The organism is Acidithiobacillus acidisediminis, assembly GCF_023277115.1.
GTDB lineage: Bacteria > Pseudomonadota > Gammaproteobacteria > Acidithiobacillales > Acidithiobacillaceae > Igneacidithiobacillus > Igneacidithiobacillus acidisediminis.
This window is the reverse complement of the sequence record NZ_JALQCS010000001.1, coordinates 1,079,556-1,096,316: the sequence shown is the minus strand read 5'-3', so window position 1 is coordinate 1,096,316 and position 16,761 is coordinate 1,079,556. Positions and strand designations below refer to the sequence as shown.

General features: G+C 56.3%; 19 protein-coding genes. 9 read left to right on the top strand and 10 right to left on the bottom strand.

The window, feature by feature from the left end:
• Window positions 1–23 precede the first annotated feature (23 nt).
• Genes M5D89_RS05655 through M5D89_RS05630 form a run of 6 tightly spaced genes read right to left on the bottom strand, consistent with a single transcriptional unit; the run spans window position 24 to window position 5,533 of the window.
• Window positions 24–1,034, bottom strand: a complete 1,011-nt coding sequence (locus tag M5D89_RS05655; RefSeq protein WP_248884865.1) for an adenosine deaminase — start codon at window positions 1,032–1,034, stop codon at window positions 24–26.
• On the bottom strand, window positions 1,031–2,284 hold the full coding sequence (locus M5D89_RS05650) for an amidohydrolase family protein (RefSeq protein ID WP_248884864.1): 1,254 nt from the start codon (window positions 2,282–2,284) through the stop codon (window positions 1,031–1,033). Before M5D89_RS05650 ends, M5D89_RS05655 begins: the two co-directional genes overlap by 4 nt.
• Window positions 2,281–3,669, bottom strand: a complete 1,389-nt coding sequence (locus M5D89_RS05645) for a purine-cytosine permease family protein (protein WP_248884863.1) — start codon at window positions 3,667–3,669, stop codon at window positions 2,281–2,283. The genes M5D89_RS05650 and M5D89_RS05645 overlap by 4 nt, the downstream gene beginning before the upstream one ends.
• Before the next feature lie 18 nt (window positions 3,670–3,687).
• Window positions 3,688–4,443: an energy transducer TonB family protein gene (locus M5D89_RS05640; protein WP_248884862.1), complete on the bottom strand. Its 756-nt coding sequence runs from the start codon at window positions 4,441–4,443 to the stop codon at window positions 3,688–3,690.
• 32 nt (window positions 4,444–4,475) lie between these two features.
• Window positions 4,476–4,874 carry an ExbD/TolR family protein gene (locus tag M5D89_RS05635; RefSeq protein ID WP_248884191.1) on the bottom strand — a complete coding sequence of 133 codons (399 nt, stop codon included), beginning with the start codon at window positions 4,872–4,874 and terminating at the stop codon, window positions 4,476–4,478.
• Window positions 4,875–4,885: 11 nt separating this feature from the next.
• Window positions 4,886–5,533, bottom strand: a complete 648-nt coding sequence (locus tag M5D89_RS05630; protein ID WP_248886441.1) for a MotA/TolQ/ExbB proton channel family protein — start codon at window positions 5,531–5,533, stop codon at window positions 4,886–4,888.
• A gap of 83 nt (window positions 5,534–5,616) precedes the next feature.
• Between M5D89_RS05630 and M5D89_RS05625 the strand changes: the two genes are divergently transcribed.
• Window positions 5,617–6,663 (top strand): IS630 family transposase, encoded by a 1,047-nt coding sequence (locus tag M5D89_RS05625; protein ID WP_248884388.1) that lies wholly within the window; start codon window positions 5,617–5,619, stop codon window positions 6,661–6,663.
• A gap of 426 nt (window positions 6,664–7,089) precedes the next feature.
• Window positions 7,090–8,673: an APC family permease gene (locus tag M5D89_RS05620; protein WP_248884861.1), complete on the top strand. Its 1,584-nt coding sequence runs from the start codon at window positions 7,090–7,092 to the stop codon at window positions 8,671–8,673.
• A 64-nt stretch (window positions 8,674–8,737) separates the two neighbouring features.
• On the opposite strand, the gene M5D89_RS05615 is transcribed toward M5D89_RS05620, so the two are convergent.
• Together M5D89_RS05615 and M5D89_RS05610 are read right to left on the bottom strand one after the other, a co-directional pair.
• Window positions 8,738–8,896 carry a hypothetical protein gene (locus M5D89_RS05615; RefSeq protein WP_248884860.1) on the bottom strand — a complete coding sequence of 53 codons (159 nt, stop codon included), beginning with the start codon at window positions 8,894–8,896 and terminating at the stop codon, window positions 8,738–8,740.
• A 76-nt stretch (window positions 8,897–8,972) separates the two neighbouring features.
• Window positions 8,973–9,218 carry a hypothetical protein gene (locus M5D89_RS05610; protein ID WP_248884859.1) on the bottom strand — a complete coding sequence of 82 codons (246 nt, stop codon included), beginning with the start codon at window positions 9,216–9,218 and terminating at the stop codon, window positions 8,973–8,975.
• Between the two features lie 396 nt (window positions 9,219–9,614).
• On the opposite strand from M5D89_RS05610, the gene M5D89_RS05605 reads away from it, so the two are divergent.
• Window positions 9,615–9,824: a YgaP family membrane protein gene (locus tag M5D89_RS05605; protein ID WP_248884858.1), complete on the top strand. Its 210-nt coding sequence runs from the start codon at window positions 9,615–9,617 to the stop codon at window positions 9,822–9,824.
• Between the two features lie 19 nt (window positions 9,825–9,843).
• Here M5D89_RS05605 and M5D89_RS05600 read toward each other — a convergent pair whose 3' ends face one another.
• Both M5D89_RS05600 and M5D89_RS05595 read right to left on the bottom strand, forming a co-directional pair.
• The gene (locus M5D89_RS05600; RefSeq protein ID WP_248884857.1) at window positions 9,844–10,434 is read right to left on the bottom strand and encodes a TonB-dependent receptor; all 591 of its coding nucleotides are present in this window, start codon (window positions 10,432–10,434) and stop codon (window positions 9,844–9,846) included.
• Window positions 10,435–10,472: 38 nt separating this feature from the next.
• Window positions 10,473–10,745, bottom strand: coding sequence for a hypothetical protein (locus M5D89_RS05595; RefSeq protein ID WP_248884856.1), 273 nt, complete (start codon window positions 10,743–10,745; stop codon window positions 10,473–10,475).
• A gap of 132 nt (window positions 10,746–10,877) precedes the next feature.
• On the opposite strand from M5D89_RS05595, the gene M5D89_RS05590 reads away from it, so the two are divergent.
• From M5D89_RS05590 to M5D89_RS05565, 6 genes are all read left to right on the top strand, one after another.
• Window positions 10,878–11,378: a peptidylprolyl isomerase gene (locus M5D89_RS05590; RefSeq protein ID WP_248884855.1), complete on the top strand. Its 501-nt coding sequence runs from the start codon at window positions 10,878–10,880 to the stop codon at window positions 11,376–11,378.
• A 1-nt stretch (window position 11,379) separates the two neighbouring features.
• Window positions 11,380–12,156 carry a UDP-2,3-diacylglucosamine diphosphatase gene (locus M5D89_RS05585; RefSeq protein ID WP_248884854.1) on the top strand — a complete coding sequence of 259 codons (777 nt, stop codon included), beginning with the start codon at window positions 11,380–11,382 and terminating at the stop codon, window positions 12,154–12,156.
• Between the two features lie 74 nt (window positions 12,157–12,230).
• Window positions 12,231–13,454, top strand: coding sequence for an aspartate kinase (locus tag M5D89_RS05580; protein ID WP_248884853.1), 1,224 nt, complete (start codon window positions 12,231–12,233; stop codon window positions 13,452–13,454).
• Window positions 13,454–14,620 (top strand): aspartate aminotransferase family protein, encoded by a 1,167-nt coding sequence (locus tag M5D89_RS05575; RefSeq protein ID WP_248884852.1) that lies wholly within the window; start codon window positions 13,454–13,456, stop codon window positions 14,618–14,620. The genes M5D89_RS05580 and M5D89_RS05575 overlap by 1 nt, the downstream gene beginning before the upstream one ends.
• Window positions 14,617–15,552, top strand: a complete 936-nt coding sequence (gene argF, locus M5D89_RS05570) for an ornithine carbamoyltransferase (protein ID WP_248884851.1) — start codon at window positions 14,617–14,619, stop codon at window positions 15,550–15,552. Before M5D89_RS05575 ends, argF begins: the two co-directional genes overlap by 4 nt.
• A 2-nt stretch (window positions 15,553–15,554) precedes the next feature.
• Complete coding sequence (locus M5D89_RS05565; protein ID WP_248884850.1) at window positions 15,555–16,754, top strand: argininosuccinate synthase; 1,200 nt, start codon at window positions 15,555–15,557, stop codon at window positions 16,752–16,754.
• Window positions 16,755–16,761 lie beyond the last annotated feature (7 nt).

Below are 16,761 nucleotides of genomic sequence, written 5' to 3'. Positions count from 1 at the left end.
TGGTCCTTGTATCAATACATTCTTTAGAAAGTGAGATATTCTTCAAGTTTTTGCTGCATACGCCGCTTCTCTTGCGGTGTTGTAAAACTGGCGTCGATCGCATTTTTCTGCACTAGCACTGCCTGTTCCCAACTGAGATCCAGCGCACTCCACGTATCCACAATATTAGACGTGAGATAGCCACCAAAATATGCCGGATCATCAGAGTTAATAGTGACCTTCAACCCCTCACCCAGCAACTTCCCGACATTGTGATTGGAGAGCGCAGGAAATCCTCCCAAGGAAACGTTCGAAAATGGACAGACCGTCAGCGGAATCTGCTCGTCGACCAACCGCGCCACCAACCCAGGAGACTCCAAGGCGCGTACGCCATGATCAATTCTCTCGACATCAAGGATATCAAGGGCCTCAACAATATAAGCCGGTGGCCCTTCCTCTCCCGCATGAGCCACCCTGTGCAACCCCAAACAACGCGCCGCTGAAAACGTCTCCTTGAACTTTACCGGAGGATTATTTTTCTCCGCAGAATCCAGCCCAATACCAACGATCCCACCAATTTTTTCCGCCTCCTCTAGAATCGATACCGTATCCGCAGCAGGTCGATCGCGTTCAAAACAAAGAATAAGCGCCGAACCGACCCCCCATTCTCGCTCTGCATGTGCCCGTGCAGAGGAGATCCCAGCCATTACCACAGGCAGAGGCACACCATGCGCCAGATGTGTTTGCGGGTCGAAGAACATCTCTGTATACAGGATATTTTCCTCTTTGCACCGATGTAGATAGGCCAGGGCCAGATCGTAAAAGTCTTCCTCTGTCCGCAAACATTGAGTAGCAAAATAGTAGAGATCAAGAAAACTTTGCAGATCAGAAAATTGATATGCTGCACGTATCGACTCTGTAGTCTTATAGGGCAGGTCAACATGATTTTTTTTCGCCAGAGCGAGCAACATCTCAGGTTCCAGAGTGCCTTCCAAGTGCAGGTGCAGTTCCACCTTTGGCATCTTCAGAAATTTCTCTTTTTCTATAGCGTTCATAACTCTCCCAACATCTGAATTCGCTCTCCACCGAGCCAGGTAGCCAATGGCCGCACTTCCAAATCAGCTGGCTCACCACGGCAAAGATCTCGAAACCACGCTTCAACGTGACCTGGATGAGGCTTTTCTGGCATCAAGATGAAATCTGCCCGTTTCCCTGGCATGAAGTTTCCGGCAACGTCCATCCGACCCATGGCATGAGCGCCAGCAAGAGTGGCACGGAATAGCCCTTCTTCTGGGCTTACCCGCACACCCGCTTTCTCATGCAGGGCGAAAAAACGTTGCAGCACATGTAACATACTGTGACTAGGACCGCCGCCGATATCGGAGGCAAGCGCCCAGGGAATAGTAAATTGGCGCAACTTTTCGAGAGGCATCCTCGCATTATCCAGTGCTTCGTTACTGCTGGGGCAATGCGCTACCCACGCGCCGCGACTGGCAAGACACCGCCACTCGGCATCCGTCATTTCTATAGCATGGGCGAGAATACTACGAGGTCCAAGCAATCCTGCCCGATCATAAACATCCGTATAGCTCTCTGCCTCGGGAAAGAGCTCTTTCACCCAGCGCGTTTCCGCGCGACTTTCTGCGAGATGTGTTTGCACAAATAGTCCATGGTCATATGCGATTTTTCCTGCTACCTGCAAGTCTTTCTCGCGCATATTTGGTGCAAAGCGCGGAGTTACTGCATAATGTTTCCTGTCAATTTCACCCATGACATTCTGCAGGACGTTCTGCTCGTGCCCACTGTGCTTAGTAAGATACTCTGGCGCATTCACCGCCATCAGTGCGTTTCCAATGATCCAATCACCACGCATCTCTGTAATCGCAATTTTCGTTGCGCCAATATGCACGCTGGAGAAGCTCATCCCCATCACTGTCCCTGCACGGAGCATATCTGCATAGAAAGTTCTCGCATGGTTGCGTGCCCGATTTTCATCGGTAAAACGCCCTTCCTCTGGCCAGATATGCTCCTGTAACCACTGCAGCAATTCTCCGCTGTAGGCACCCTGCACAGCGTGCTGAACCCAGTGACAATGGAGATCGACAAATCCCGGCACCAGAACACCTTCCAGCTCTTCAATCTGCGCATTAGGGTAGCGCTGTAATATTGCCGGCGCGTTACCACAAGCGATTATGTGAGCATTCTGCACTACACAGGCGCCGTCTCGCCAATATTCCCAGGATTGAGAATCTTGCGGATTAAGAATCGCTGCCCGGTATATCGTGATGGCGCGGTCGCCAGTCATGGGTGCTCCACTAGCGCATCAGCAACAGCAATCTTCCCTGTCATTTTCACCAATTTACGGCGAACTGCGAGCTGGTGCACTGTCTCAAGCAGCAAACCCAATCCGAAGCCGATCAGCGGTGAAATATCATTATTGGCAAGAATCCGCGCCCCCCAGCCTTCCCATAAGGGATTATTGGAGAACAGAATGGTCGCCATCACACCTAGGAGCAAAATGGCAATCCTCCCATACGCTGGAGACTTAATCCCCTCGACCAAGCTTGAATCCGCGCGCAGAACAATTGCACTACAGACGACGCCAGTCCAAGGTGCGGCAATGATGATCAACAGATCCAGGAAGGTCTGGAATGCGTCGAAGAAGGATGGCGCCACAAATAGAACATAAAAAGCCAGCAGTGAGGCAAGTACGGCGTCCAGTAACGTCACATATTTACGGTTCAAATCCCTTCCCAAAGTTACCGCCAAACTAAAGGCAGAACTATAGGAATTCAAAAAATTAGAAGCCAACAATCCAAGAATGGCAAAAATACAGAAGGCCAGATATAGCACTGGAGAAGCCATGCCCTTTGCTGCTATGGAGAGTCCGCCAGCATTTATCTTTATCCCACCCGTAAAGTACAGGGAAAACGCCAACCAAAGAATCAGCGCCCCACCAACTCCGCCACCCAAGGCGGGCCAAAGAAACACGGCTACGGGCTTACTGCTGCGGGCAAGGTAGCGGGAATAATCAGCAGCGAACATAGTCCACGAAAGTGCCCCTCCCATCAGGGCTAAGGAGAGTGCCGCAAACGTCTGTAGCCAAGAGCCATGATGGGACGCATACGATTCTGTCCACAGCAGGGAAAAGCCATGTAGGTGCCAAAGTATATAGAGAGCAAAGCAACCCATGATGACGGCTGAAAAACTTTGCACCTTGACGATTGCCGAATAGCCAATCACTGGAATGACAAAGTTGGCTAGAACACTCAACACAATTGCCAGGGCTAATGCCGTCGTTCCCTGAGCGAGATGGAGATACTCCAACAGGCTACGAATCACGAAAACCACCAAGACTAATACCACAGCCTGCCATCCTACTTGGGAGAACCAATTACTGATTGATATCAATCGGTTAAAAGATGAACCGAACAATCGTGCAGATATCGCCATGGTGGGAATTCCCAATTGGAATCCCGGCAAACTGATGAGACCAACCGTCACAAAAAACAGTGACGCCAAGATCAGTACCAACAGAAAATCCGCGCGCGGAAACAGAGCAATGATGAGAGCTCCCAACGGTAGAGTTGATGCGGTCATGGTTGCTGCGAGCCAGATCAGGCCTACTCCACCAGGTAATGCTGTTCTTTCGTCATCTAGCGTCGGAGACAGCGAATGGACATCTGTCATACATCACCTCTTGGCAGGTTACGACCCCGAGTCTGCGCCGACCTCGATAGGGATCTCGAATACCGTATTCTGTTTCGGCATCTTTTTCAGAAACGCCGGGAAGTTTCCGCTCTTGACCGCTGCCACGGCAGCCCGGTTCACCGCACTCAACGGGCTCGGCTTGATCACCTTGGCCCACAACACCTGACCGCTGGGTGATACCTCAAACTCCACCGTCGCTGTCCCAGAGAGTCCCATGGCGCGCAATTCGGCAGGGACATGCAGCTGGTTCTGAATGAGCGGACGCAGTTCCGCTACATACTGCCCCATCAGGTCCACCCGCTCTGCCGCCGATAACGGCGGTGGCGGTGGCGGCGCCGGAGGGGTTGCCAGCTTGGGTGGCAGCACCGGTTTAGGCGGTGGAGCCATCTTCACCGGTGGCGCTGGCGGGGTCGGTACTGGCTTCGGGGGTACCACCATCTTGGGGTGCGGGGCCGGTGGGGGCGGAGGGGTATGATGGATAACCGGCTTGGGAGGTATCGGTTTCGGTGGGGTCGGTTTGACGACCGGCTTCGGAACCACCTTCGGAGGCGGGGGAAGCGTCACCATTTGTACCGCCATGACGTGTTTCTTAGGCGGCGGAACAGGATGCGCGGGATGGGTCTCTCCATACCAGACCAAGGCACCAATCAAAGCCATCTCGACGATAACCCCAGCAATCAGGGCGGTAGCAAAACGATGACTCCCTTGCTCGGGATCCGGCGGCAGAATGGTGTTCACGACTGCACTAGCCATTGCGTGATTCTCCTCAAGGGCCTGGGATCGGATCACGTTTCTTTCGTGGCGATGCCGATGGCCGTTACGCCCGCCTTCTGACAGGCATCCATCACATGCACAAAGTCTTTGAAGGGCACCAATTTGTCAGCGGCAATGGTGACCTGGGTATGGGCCACGTCTCCATCCGCGGATAGGAAACCAGTCAATCCCGACAAATCCATTTTCTTACCCTTTACCTCTACCGCCCCATCTTTGAGGATATTCAGTACAAAGTGGGGATGCGGCAGCTCCTTCGCCTGGCTGGAGCTGGGAAGCTGTAATTTGAGCCCCTTATCGGTGATCATCTGGAGCGTGATCATGATGAAGAACACCAGCAAAAACAGCATGACGTCGATCATCGGGATAATTTCTACCCGGCCTTTCTTGCGGGGTCGACGGGTCGGAAGCATACGATCTCTCCTTACGCGTGCGCAGCCGTTTCTGCGATGGGGTGCGCATTCGCTGAACTGGGCGCTGACTCTTCCAACACGACCGGGGCACCATCCAGACGGTTCATCAACACGACTTTGAGCGACTCCAACTGAAAGATCGTCTTATCGATAGCGTTGTTGAAGGCATTGAAGCTGATCAATCCAATCATGGCGATGGCAAGCCCTGATGCTGTCGCAATCAATGCATCCGCCACACCCCCGGTAACAGAGCTTGGCGCGTGATCCGGTGTAGCCAAGATACTGAAAGCATGAAACATTCCCAGAATCGTGCCAAAGAGTCCCAGCAGCGGTGCCAAGGTAACAATCGTATCCAGTACCCACAGGCGCTTATCCAGACTGGGGGTGGTCAGGAAGATGGCTTCGTCCAAACGATTGGCAAAGGCCTCACCGCGCGCGCTGCCATAATGATGAACCAGATTGAAGTGACGCAGTGCTACGCCAACCAAGGACTCTTCCGGTAAACCCTTTGCCATATCGGCAAGCTCTTCCAGATCGGGCCGCCGCAGCTTACCCCGGTTCGAGACCAACCATAAGATCTTTCTTCCCTTCGCCATTGCGTTGCGCAAAAACCAGAAGCGATCAAAGATCACCGCAAGCTCAATGGCGAGCAGGGCCATCAGAAGATACAAAACTCCGTCCGAGTAGTTTGCTATTAACCAGGCCCATAAATATCCGACTTATCTATGGTAGAATAGCGAGTATGGAACGGATAGATGTGCGCAAGTTGACGGTAGAGGGGCGGAATCTGCTTCGGCAGATGGTGCTGCGGCTACGCCAGCAGTCTGGTATGCGGGTGGAAGACCTGGCCAAGGTCTCTGGCGCCCATCCCTCGACCATTCGCGGGTGGTTGGCGCAAGCCAAACGAGAGGGGGGCAAAAGCCTTGATGAACGGCCGCGAGGGCGTCCTGTAGGGGCCTGTCGCAGATTGACGTTGGCTGCGGAAGCCTGGGTTCGGGATCAGATCGTGCAACGGGATCCGCGGCAGTTGCAAATGCCTTTTGCCCTCTGGACCCGGCCGGCCATCCGGCAATTGATCCGGGATCGCTTTGGGATAGATCTGCAGGTGCGCCTGGTAGGCAAGTACCTCAAGCGCTGGGGTTTTACGCCCCAGCGTCCGGTCAAGCGAGCGATGGAGCAGAACCCAGAAGCAGTGCGCCAATGGCTGGAAGTGGATTATCCCCAAGTCCGAGCGCGCGCCCTGCGCGAGGGTGCAGTGCTGTACTGGGGCGACGAAACGGCCGTCAAAGAGGACGCCCATTGGGTGCGTGGATATGCGCCCCAAGGCCAGACGCCGCTCCTCGAACATCCAGCACGATGGACCAGTCTGTCCATGATATCGGCGATCTCACCGCGCGGAGAACTTGCCTTTGAGATGGTGGAGGGCAGCATCAACACCGAGCGTTTCATCGCCTTCCTGGAAAAGCTGATCCGCCATGCCGAACAGAAGATCTTCCTGATCGTCGACAACTTACGGGTGCATCACGCCAAGGTGGTAACGGCCTGGCTGGCCGATAAGAAGGACCGCATTGAGCTCGTGTTTCTGCCGCCTTATGCGCCAGAGTCCAACCCGGATGAATACCTCAACCGGGATTTCAAAACGGCCCTACGCAACGGGCCTATGAGCACAGACAAAACCACCCTCTTGGCAAAGGCCATGGCCTTCATGAATGGTCTCTGTCTCCTGCCGGAGAAGGTCTCTCGCTATTTCCATCACCCTGCCGCTCGTTACGCTATGTTGGATATTTAAGGGCCTGGTTAATAAATGAACAATGTACGCAAATGTCATGCGATTCCCTTCCATGTCGAATCAGGCCGTACCGCTTTCCGTTGAGCAATCACCGTGCCACCACGCCTGCCAGCAATCCTCGCAACCATCCCTTACTTCATGCACCAATTAGGTGCGTCATTGAACCAAAAATGAACGTTGAGTAGCAGATGGGCCTATAATAGCCGTATAGCGTTGCAAGAAAAGTGCTTTTTTATTGGATAAATGTTCAGTTTTTATCAACGCTATTGAACCTACTGAATCTCTGCGCTTGTTGTTGACTGGCACTATCTCCTCCTTGCATCCTTTCTGTATCTGCTTGCTGACACAAGCGGCAATCGGAAAATCTATCCCAAGAAGGCTTTCACAGGCACGAGTCGCGGGCGCTACGGTAAGGAAGAATTGTCCATGTCCTCAAGGTTAAAACGGGAAGTCGGTTTTTCTGGACTCATCTTTGCCAGTTTGGGCGGCATCATCGGCTCAGGCTGGCTATTTGGACCCTTGGATGCAGCACGCGTGGCGGGACCTTTGAGTATTGGTTCTTGGGCAATTGGCGCATTAACCATCCTGCTCCTCGGCCTCACCTACGCCGAGGTGGGGCCGCTCTTTCCCCGTGCCGGGGCGGCGGCGCACATCGCCAATGTCGTCCATGGCAATTTGTTGGGGAAGATCTGGGCGTGGTTGCTGTTCATGTTCTACATCGCCATCGCTCCCGTGGAGGTGGTGGCGGTACTGACCTACGCGAACAACTATATTCCTGGCCTTCTGCGCGGCAACACGGGCCTGCTCAGCGGTTGGGGGCTGATTGCCGCGGTTTTGCTGCTCGGCGTCATGTTCCTGCTGAACTTTCTCGGTATTCGTCGGGTGGCTACGATTTTTTCCGGCCTTGGCTGGTGGAAGCTCGCCATCCCCATCCTCACCATCATTGTCTTGGTGAGCCAGAGCTACCACCCGGAAAACCTCCACATATTGCACTGGACCAGCAGTTTCCACGGTATGTTCGTAGCCGTGGCCTCCTCGGGCATTGTCTTCAGTTACCTTGGATTTCGTCAGGCCATTGAACTGGGCGGTGAGGCAAAGCATCCGGGACGCCACATTCCTGCCGCAGTAATCGGCGCTATCGTTGTTGGCGCCATCATTTATGTGGGCTTGCAATGGGCGTTTCTCGTTGCCATGCCACCAGATCAGGTTGCGCAGGGTTGGCAGAAGCTCAATTTCGCTGGACTCTTCGGACCCTTCGCGGCCATCGCCATGCTCCTGGGGATCGGCTGGTTGGCGGTGCTGATCTACGCTGATGCCTTGATCTCCCCTGGGGGTACAGCGCTGGTCTATGCCACCTCGGCAGCCCGCGCAGTCGTTGCCAACGGTGAGGTGAAGGCGGGGCCCAAGATCTTTACCCGCATCAGTCCAACGGGCGTTCCTTGGGTAGGCGTCATTGTCGCCTATGTCATTGGCTGTCTGTATTTTCTACCCTTCCCATCCTGGCAGAAACTGGTGGGCTTCATTACCACCATTTCGGTCATCACCTATGGTATTGGACCCATCGTGCTCTTGCAGCTGCGTCGTTCGGTGCCAGATCTCCAGCGCCCATTCCGTTTATGGGGTGCCCAAGTCATCGCGCCCGTCGCTTTTGTGCTCTCGTCCTTGGTTGCATATTGGGGCGGATTCCAGGCTCTGACGTATATTTTTGCCGTGCTTTTTGCGGTGCTGATCGTTTACGGAATCGTGCGCCTAGTTCGCGGTTCCGAGTCGGGAATGTCTGGTTTTTATAACATCACCTGGATCTTCCCTTATTTTATTGGGCTGTGGCTCTTATCGTATTTTGGCCCCAAGGTGCTCGGGGGTACGGGAGACATTGGGTTCTTCTGGTCGATGCTTTGGGTGGCGATCCTCGCCTTGGTCAGCATGGTCTGGGCGCTGAAGGTCACGGTCCCCGATGGGCGTGTGGCGGATTACTTCAGTACCATGGCGGAAGAAGGGATTCAGCTCTAAGAAGCTGACAACAAAAAACTGCCCACGAAAGTTTTCGTGGGCAATTTTGCACTATGCCTGTCCGTTAAAAATTAGCCGTCAGGCTGGCATAGACCGTACGCGGCGCGCCGGGCAGGCCAATCAGATCGCCCTTGGTGCTGGGCCCATAGGTATCCGCTACTGCTACCGTTAATGGTCGCCTGACTGTGACGAATACGGGGATGTCGCAGGGCTTGTAGGCCACTCCCTTGACCAGATAGGCACCAAAACTGTCATCACCGTGGTGGAAATGCTTGCGTAGCTTGAAGTATCAGGCGTAGCTATCGCTCTGCAGAACCGTGCCAGTGGGGCTGAGTAGGGTGGCATCCGCAGGCAGCCAATGAAATCGTTGCCAGAGAGCTGACGCCCCCAGCCAATACCGCGCTGAAACCGTCCACATTCCCCGTGCGCAGATCAAAGCGAACGTTTTTGAAACTGTTGCTGCCGTAGCTGATGCCGACGCTGGCACTGGGCTTGGCCGTAGGCTGAATCGCTACGAAATCATGGCAGGTAGCGTGGTGCAGCATGCGCGAGCGCTGGGGGCAAGAAGCAAACGCTACTGGTCAAAAGCGCGAAATATAATGGGTGATAACGTTGGTTGCGCAGCATGATATTTTCCTATTCTATGCGAAAAATTGGCAAATTATCCCCCGAGGAAATTTTTTTATAAAAATAATTTTGCAAAACCCTCTCCGAGGGATCAATAGTTGTACAATCTACGCTAAAACGAATGTGTTACAGTATTATTAAAATTTTATGATTTTATTATGATAAAAAGATAAAATATTTTAATTGTATTAATTTTTTTGATAAAAAATATATATGAAATAAAGATAGTTCAAAAATTTTCCGCAAAGGCATTGCGTTTGCCATCGCGAGATTTTATATTATCCCATACACAGGTCCTTATTGAGAGGCATGCCATGTGGATCCAGCCGAACATGCAGCCCATTGAGCGCTGGCTGCGCCTGTACTTTGGCGTCATCATCGTCGCCATCTACTTCTTCAATCCTTTCCCCTACAAGGAGTGGACGTTTTCTGGCCTGCTCCTGATCGCTACCGCCGCAACTGGCTACTGCCCCGTCTACACCTTTCTGCGAAAACGCAAGGAAAAACGCGGCTCTCAGCTATAACGCCAGTTCAGCGTCAGCACTACGGTGCGCAGTGCCAGGGGATAAAAGTTCGTACCAGTATCGATCGTAAGGCGGCACTCGGAGTGCGATCGTAGCCAAAGCGCCCATATCGGACCAAATCCCGCGTCTGGGACCAGGTAAGGGGCCGGTAGTTGTCGCTCTGGTAGTCGCCATGGGTATAAAACAGGCGCACTAGGCCGCTGGAATAGGGTTGCTCCCAGCCCAACGCAAAATTTTTTCGGCCTGCAGGAGCTTCGCCCCAGCTGCGCCAGAGATTCGCACGGGTAAAACTGCCGGAGAGAAACAAGGAGGAAGCGCCGGGCAGGCGTGGGCTGTCCCAGCGCAGAAAGCTGCGGCTGAAGTACTGGCTACCCACACTCTGCTGTACCTGCCATTGGCTTTCTCCCCGGGGCCAGCGTATCTGACTATCGACCACCCCTGCGATACTGCCCGGCGCCGGGACAGCTGCAGGCACGGCACCCGCATAAAAATTTACCCTGCGGATGTCTTCCTGATCGACGAGCCACTGCCCCGGACCAGAGAGCCCAGCCGCTAGGGGCAAGCCCTCGACCAGGTCGCCAGCGGCATGCTGAGCGCTCTCGCCACGCACCCGTAGCCCTTTGTTTGGTGATTGGATATTCGCAAGATTCAAGCATCAGGGGCGTTGTAGCTGACCCCAGGCAAAAACCCGAGCGCTGCTTCCGGGTTTGCCCCACCGGGACCGGCGAGCCGAGCAACCTGCTCGGCACTGAGCTGCCAGGCGCTGCTCGTGCCATTCGCCAGGGGCATACCGAGGGCGTCCACCCCGGTATTGCTTGTCGCGTGGGCATGCACACTGCCCAGGTCTTCGGCCTGCGCGGAAATCGCGAGGCAGAACCCTGCCAAAGATGTCCACCGCCATTTTTGCCCTTTCCGTAGCACGAATTTCGCCCCCATATTTGCAACTTTGTTGCAAATATTAATGGGCAGGGGCCATATCCGCAAGAGGTGCTCGACAAATCTTTGGGAGCCGCCTACCCTGAGTAGCAATTTCACCAACGTCAGGAGCTGATCATGGAACAGGTGGTACTGCATACCAATCATGGCGATATCCAAATCGAATTGGACTCAGAGAAGGCACCAAAGACCGTCGCCAACTTCTTGCATTACGTGGACGACGGTTTCTTCAATGGCACCATCTTTCATCGCGTGATTCCCGGTTTCATGATTCAGGGCGGTGGCTTCACCGAGAAGATGCAGCAGAAGCCCACTGCGGACAACATTCAAAATGAAGCGGACAATGGTTTGAAAAATGAGCGCGGCACCCTGGCCATGGCGCGGACCAACGATCCTCACTCCGCCACGGCCCAATTTTTTATCAATCTGGTCGACAATGATTTTCTCAATTTCCGTTCCCCGTCGGGCAGCGGTTGGGGTTATGCCGTCTTTGGCAAGGTGACTGCAGGTATGGACGTGGTCGATGCGATCGCCAAAGTCGCCACCGGCAACCACGGGATGCATCAAGATGTACCCAAGGAAGCCGTTATCATCGAAAGCGCAGAGCGCATCGCCTGAGTTGACCCCGCAAGCGCTGGCAGAGCGGCAAGGCGACTTGCTTTGCCTCTCCGACCTCCATCTCGGTCCGCAACGGCCAGAGCTTACCGCACTTTTTCTGCGCTTTTGCCAGGACATCCCGGCAGAGGTCACGGACCTCTGTATTCTGGGCGATCTCTTCGATTTTTGGGTGCATCGGCAGCAGGCCCAGGAAGAGCCGCAACTTCAGGTACTCACGGCGCTGCGCGCCCTGACCCGAAGGGGTATCCGCGTCTGGGTCATGACCGGCAATCGTGATTTTGCCCTGGCACCGGCCACATTGCGGGCTTTTGATCTTCGGCCTCTAGCCGACCCGATGATCTTGCCCGGCGGCATGGTGCTCACCCATGGCGACCTGCTCTGTACCAACGATGTACGCTATCTGCGCTTTCGGCGAGTCATCCGTAACCCCTTTGTGCTGTCCTTCTTGCGCATGCTTCCCTATGGCGCGCTGCTGACCCTGGGGCGCCAACTCCGCCAGGGTAGCCACCGCGAACTGCGCAAGAAATCAGCAGCAATTACCCAGGCGACGACGGCAGGGATCCGAGCGGCCCTGCGCGGCGAAGGCCTTTTCGCCAGCACCAGCGCCCCTTACCGCATTTTGATTCATGGTCACACCCACCAGCCCATCGACGAGGAGATCCCGGAACTCCACGCCCACCGCTTTGTTCTCAGCGATTGGCAAGAGAGCGGTGCGACACTTCTGCGCTGTTCCCCTGCAGGGAGTTGTCGGCTCTGGCATTATCCCGTTGCAAGCTGAACGAGCGCAGCCTCGGCCTATACAGTCCGGTTTTCTCCCTTTATCATTCGCTCTTTGACGGCATTCCACAGCATATGGCGCTCATCGTACAGAAATTTGGCGGCACTTCCGTCGGCACTATCGAACGAATTCAGGCGGTAGCAGAGCGGGTTCTGGCAACCCGGGCAGCAGGCCACGAGGTGGTGGTGGTGGTCTCCGCCATGTCCGGCGAGACCGACCGCTTGCTCAAGTTGGCGCAAGCGATCGATGCGCAACCCCACCCGCGCGAGCTCGACACGCTGCTCAGCACTGGCGAACAGGTTACCATCGCCCTCCTGGCCATGGCGCTGCACAGCCGCGGCCAAGCGGCGTTGTCCCTGACCGGAACACAGGTACCCATCGAGACCGACACGGCGCACAATAAGGCACGTATCGAGCGCATTGATGGTCGTCGGCTGCGTACCGCTCTGGCTGCCGGGCAGGTCGTCATCGTTGCGGGATTTCAAGGCGTCACCGCCAATGGCGACATTACCACCCTCGGTCGCGGCGGCTCCGACACCACGGCTGTTGCCCTGGCCGCGGCGCTGCAAGCTGATGAGTGCGCCATTTATACCGATGTCGATGGTATTTACACCACCGATCCACGGGTAGAAGGCAAGGCCCGCCGCCTCAATCGCATCACCTATGAGGAGATGCTAGAGATGGCGAGTCTCGGGGCCAAGGTCCTGCAGACTCGTTCGGTGGAATTTGCCATGAATTACCGGGTGCCGGTACGCGTTCTGTCCTCCTTTCAGGATGGACCGGGCACCCTCGTTACCAGTGAGGAAAACTGTATGGAAGCTCCCCGCGTCTCAGGCATCGCCTTCTCCCGCAATGAAGCCAAAGTGACCGTTGTTGGTGTCCCAGACAAGCCTGGCATTGCCCATGCCATTCTTGGCCCGATCTCGGCGGCCAACATCAACGTGGACGTGATCCTGCAGAACATTTCCGAGGCTGGCAAAACCGACTTTACCTTTACCGTAGAGCGCAACGACTTCGCGCGCGCCATGGACATCCTGCGCGGCGTGGCGCGGGACCTCGGGGCCGAGGACGTGCGCGGCGATACCGGCATCGTCAAGGTCTCGGCGGTGGGGGTGGGCATGCGATCCCACGCCGGCATTGCCAGCAGCATGTTCGCTGCGCTGGCCCAGGAAAACATCAACATTCAGATGATCTCCACCTCGGAAATCAAGATCTCCGTGGTCATTGCCGAGAAATATCTGGAGCTGGCCGTGCGTGCCCTGCATGCCACCTTCGGTCTGGAAGAGGCGGATTCCTGATGGCGCTGATGAACAATTACGCGCGCCTGCCCGTTGCCTTTGTGCGCGGCGAGGGCGTTTGGTTGTATGACGAGCAGGGACGCAAATATCTCGATGCCCTCGCAGGCATTGCCGTTTGTGGTTTGGGCCACTGCCATCCTGCTGTAACGCTTGCCCTGCAGGAACAGGCGGGCAAGCTCTTGCATACTTCCAACCTCTATCAAGTCCCCGAACAGCTTGCCCTGAGCGACGACCTTTGTCGCCTGAGTGGCCTGGATGCCGCTTTCTTTTGCAACAGTGGTGCCGAGGCCAACGAGGCAGCGATCAAAATGGCCCGTCTGCATGGTCATGCCCAGGGTATCGCCGAGCCCAAGATTCTGGTTTTCACTCAGGCCTTTCATGGTCGTACCCTGGCCGCACTCACGGCCACAGCCAACCGCAAGATCCAGGAGGGCTTTGCGCCCCTGTTGCCGGGTTTTGTCCGCGCTCCCTATGGTGACCTGGACACCGTCACCGGGATGCTTGCGGCCGACCCGGATATTGTCGCCGTGCTCGTCGAGCCGGTACAGGGAGAGGGCGGGGTTCGACCAGCGCCCGTCGGCTTTCTGCGCGGGCTCCGAGCGCTCTGCGACACGCATCGAGCGCTATTGATTTGTGATGAGGTACAGACCGGTGTTGGGCGTACTGGGCAGTTCTTTGCCTATCAGCACGAGGAAGGACTTCTCCCCGATGTGCTTTGCCTCGCCAAAGGCCTCGGCAACGGCGTTCCCATTGGGGCGATCGTCGCCCGCCAGACCGCTGCCGAGCTCTTCGGCCCCGGCAAACATGGCAGCACCTTTGGCGGCGGTCCCCTGGTTTGTGCCGCTGCCCGGGCCGTGCTACAGACCATGGAGGCCGAGAAGATTCCGGCGCAGGCAGCGGCCATGGGCAATCTGCTGCAACAGCGCTTGCGCGAGCGCTTGGCCGGGAACCCGGCGGTCGAAGAGGTCCGCGGACTTGGCCTGATGGTCGGCGTGGTCTTGCGCGAGGAGCCGCAGGATTTTGTGCGTCGTGCCCTGCATGCTGGCGTACTGCTAAATGTTACCGCAGGGCGAGTCATCCGTTTGCTGCCGCCCCTGATTTTCTCTGCTGCAGATGTCGAGCTCTTGGTCGATACTCTGGTCGATCTGTTGCGGGAGGAAGCATGAAGCTCGTGCGTCATTTTCTGCGTCTGCAGGATCTCTCCCGCAGCGAACTCGAGGCACTCCTAGCGCGGGCCATCGAACTCAAACGCATGCTGCGCGCGGGTGAGCACTACGTTCCCCTCGTCCAACGCACCCTGGCGATGATCTTCGAGAAATCCTCGACCCGTACCCGCGTCTCCTTCGAAACCGGCATGGCCCAACTGGGAGGGCACGCCCTTTTTCTCTCCCCGCGCGATACCCAGCTGGGGCGTGGGGAAAGCATCGAGGATACCGCACGGGTCCTGTCGCGTATGGTCGATCTCATCATGATCCGCACCTTTTCCCATGCCGGATTGGAAAGCTTCGCCAGCGCCAGCCGCGCACCCGTCATCAATGGCCTGAGTGATGATCATCACCCCTGCCAGCTCCTTGCCGATCTGATGACGGCGCTGGAGCTCTGGGGCGGTCTGCAGGGGCGCAAGGTGGCTTTTGTTGGAGATGGCGCCAATAACATGGCCAGATCCTGGATGGAAGCAGCGCAAATTCTCGATTTTGAGCTGCGAATCGCGGCGCCGGAGGGCTTCCAACCCAGCCACCAGGCATGGGAGGAAAATGGTAGCCATAGCACCGTCTTCAGCGACGCAGAGGCAGCAGTCGACGGGGTGGATCTTGTCGTCACAGACGTCTGGACCAGCATGGGACAAGAGGCAGAGAATGCCGAGCGACGGGCCCGCTTCGCCTCCTTCCAGGTGAATGCGAAGCTCATGTCCCAGGCCAAGACCGGCGCAGTCTTCATGCATTGCCTGCCCGCCCATCGGGGTGAAGAGGTCACGGCGGAAATCATCGACGGGCCTCACTCCCTGGTATGGGAAGAGGCGGAAAATCGTTTGCACGCCCAAAAGGCACTCATGGAATTCCTGGCGGGCTATGGGCCCCTCACCCAGCAAGGAGTCTGAATATGGTCAAGAAAGTCGTACTCGCCTATTCCGGCGGATTGGATACCTCGGTCATCCTCAAGTGGTTGCAGGACCAATACCAGTGTGACGTGGTCACCTTCACTGCCGACATCGGCCAAGGGGAGGAACTAGAGCCAGCGCGACGCAAGGCGACCCAACTCGGTGCCAAGGAAATCTTCATCGACGACCTGCGCCAGGAATTCGTGCGCGATTACGTCTTCCCCATGTTCCGTGCCAATACCCTATATGAAGGGGAGTACTTGCTCGGGACCTCCATTGCGCGGCCCTTGATTGCCAAGCGCATGGTGGAGATTGCCGCCGAGGTGGGTGCCGATGCCGTCGCCCACGGCGCGACGGGCAAGGGCAATGATCAGGTGCGTTTTGAGCTCGGTGCCTATGCCTTGGACCCGAAGATTCAGGTCATTGCCCCCTGGCGGGAGTGGGATCTCACTTCGCGGGAAAAACTCCTGGCCTATGCCGAGCAACATGGCATCCCCATCGAACGCCACGGCAAGAAATCGCCCTACTCCATGGATGCCAATCTACTGCATATTTCCTATGAAGGCGGCATTCTGGAGGACCCCTGGGCCGAGGCCGAAGACGCCATGTGGCGCTGGACGACGGCCCCGGAACAAGCCCCGAATCAAGCACGCTACATCGAAATCCAGTTTGCCCATGGCGATCCCATTGCCATCGATGGGGAGGCCTTGCCCCCCGCCGCCCTCCTCGCCCACCTCAATACCATCGGCGGCGAACACGGCATCGGTCGTCTGGACATCGTCGAGAATCGCTACGTGGGCATGAAATCCCGCGGTTGCTATGAGACCCCCGGCGGGACCATCCTGCTCCGCGCGCACCGCGCCATCGAATCCATTACCCTCGACCGTGAGGCCGCCCATCTCAAAGACGAACTCATGCCGCGCTATGCCAGCATCATCTATAACGGCTACTGGTGGAGCCCCGAGCGCCGCGCCCTGCAGAGCCTGATCGACCAGACCCAGCGCCTGGTCAACGGTGTGGTGCGTCTCAAGTTGTACAAGGGGACCTGCAGCGTTGTCGGGCGCAAGTCCGAAGAAAGCCTTTTTGACCCGCGCATCGCCACCTTTGAAGACGATGCCGGCGCTTATCATCAGCAGGATGCCGAAGGCTTCATCAAGCTCAACGCCCTGCGCCTACGCATCGAGAAACGCCTGCAAGGCTAGGAGGTCA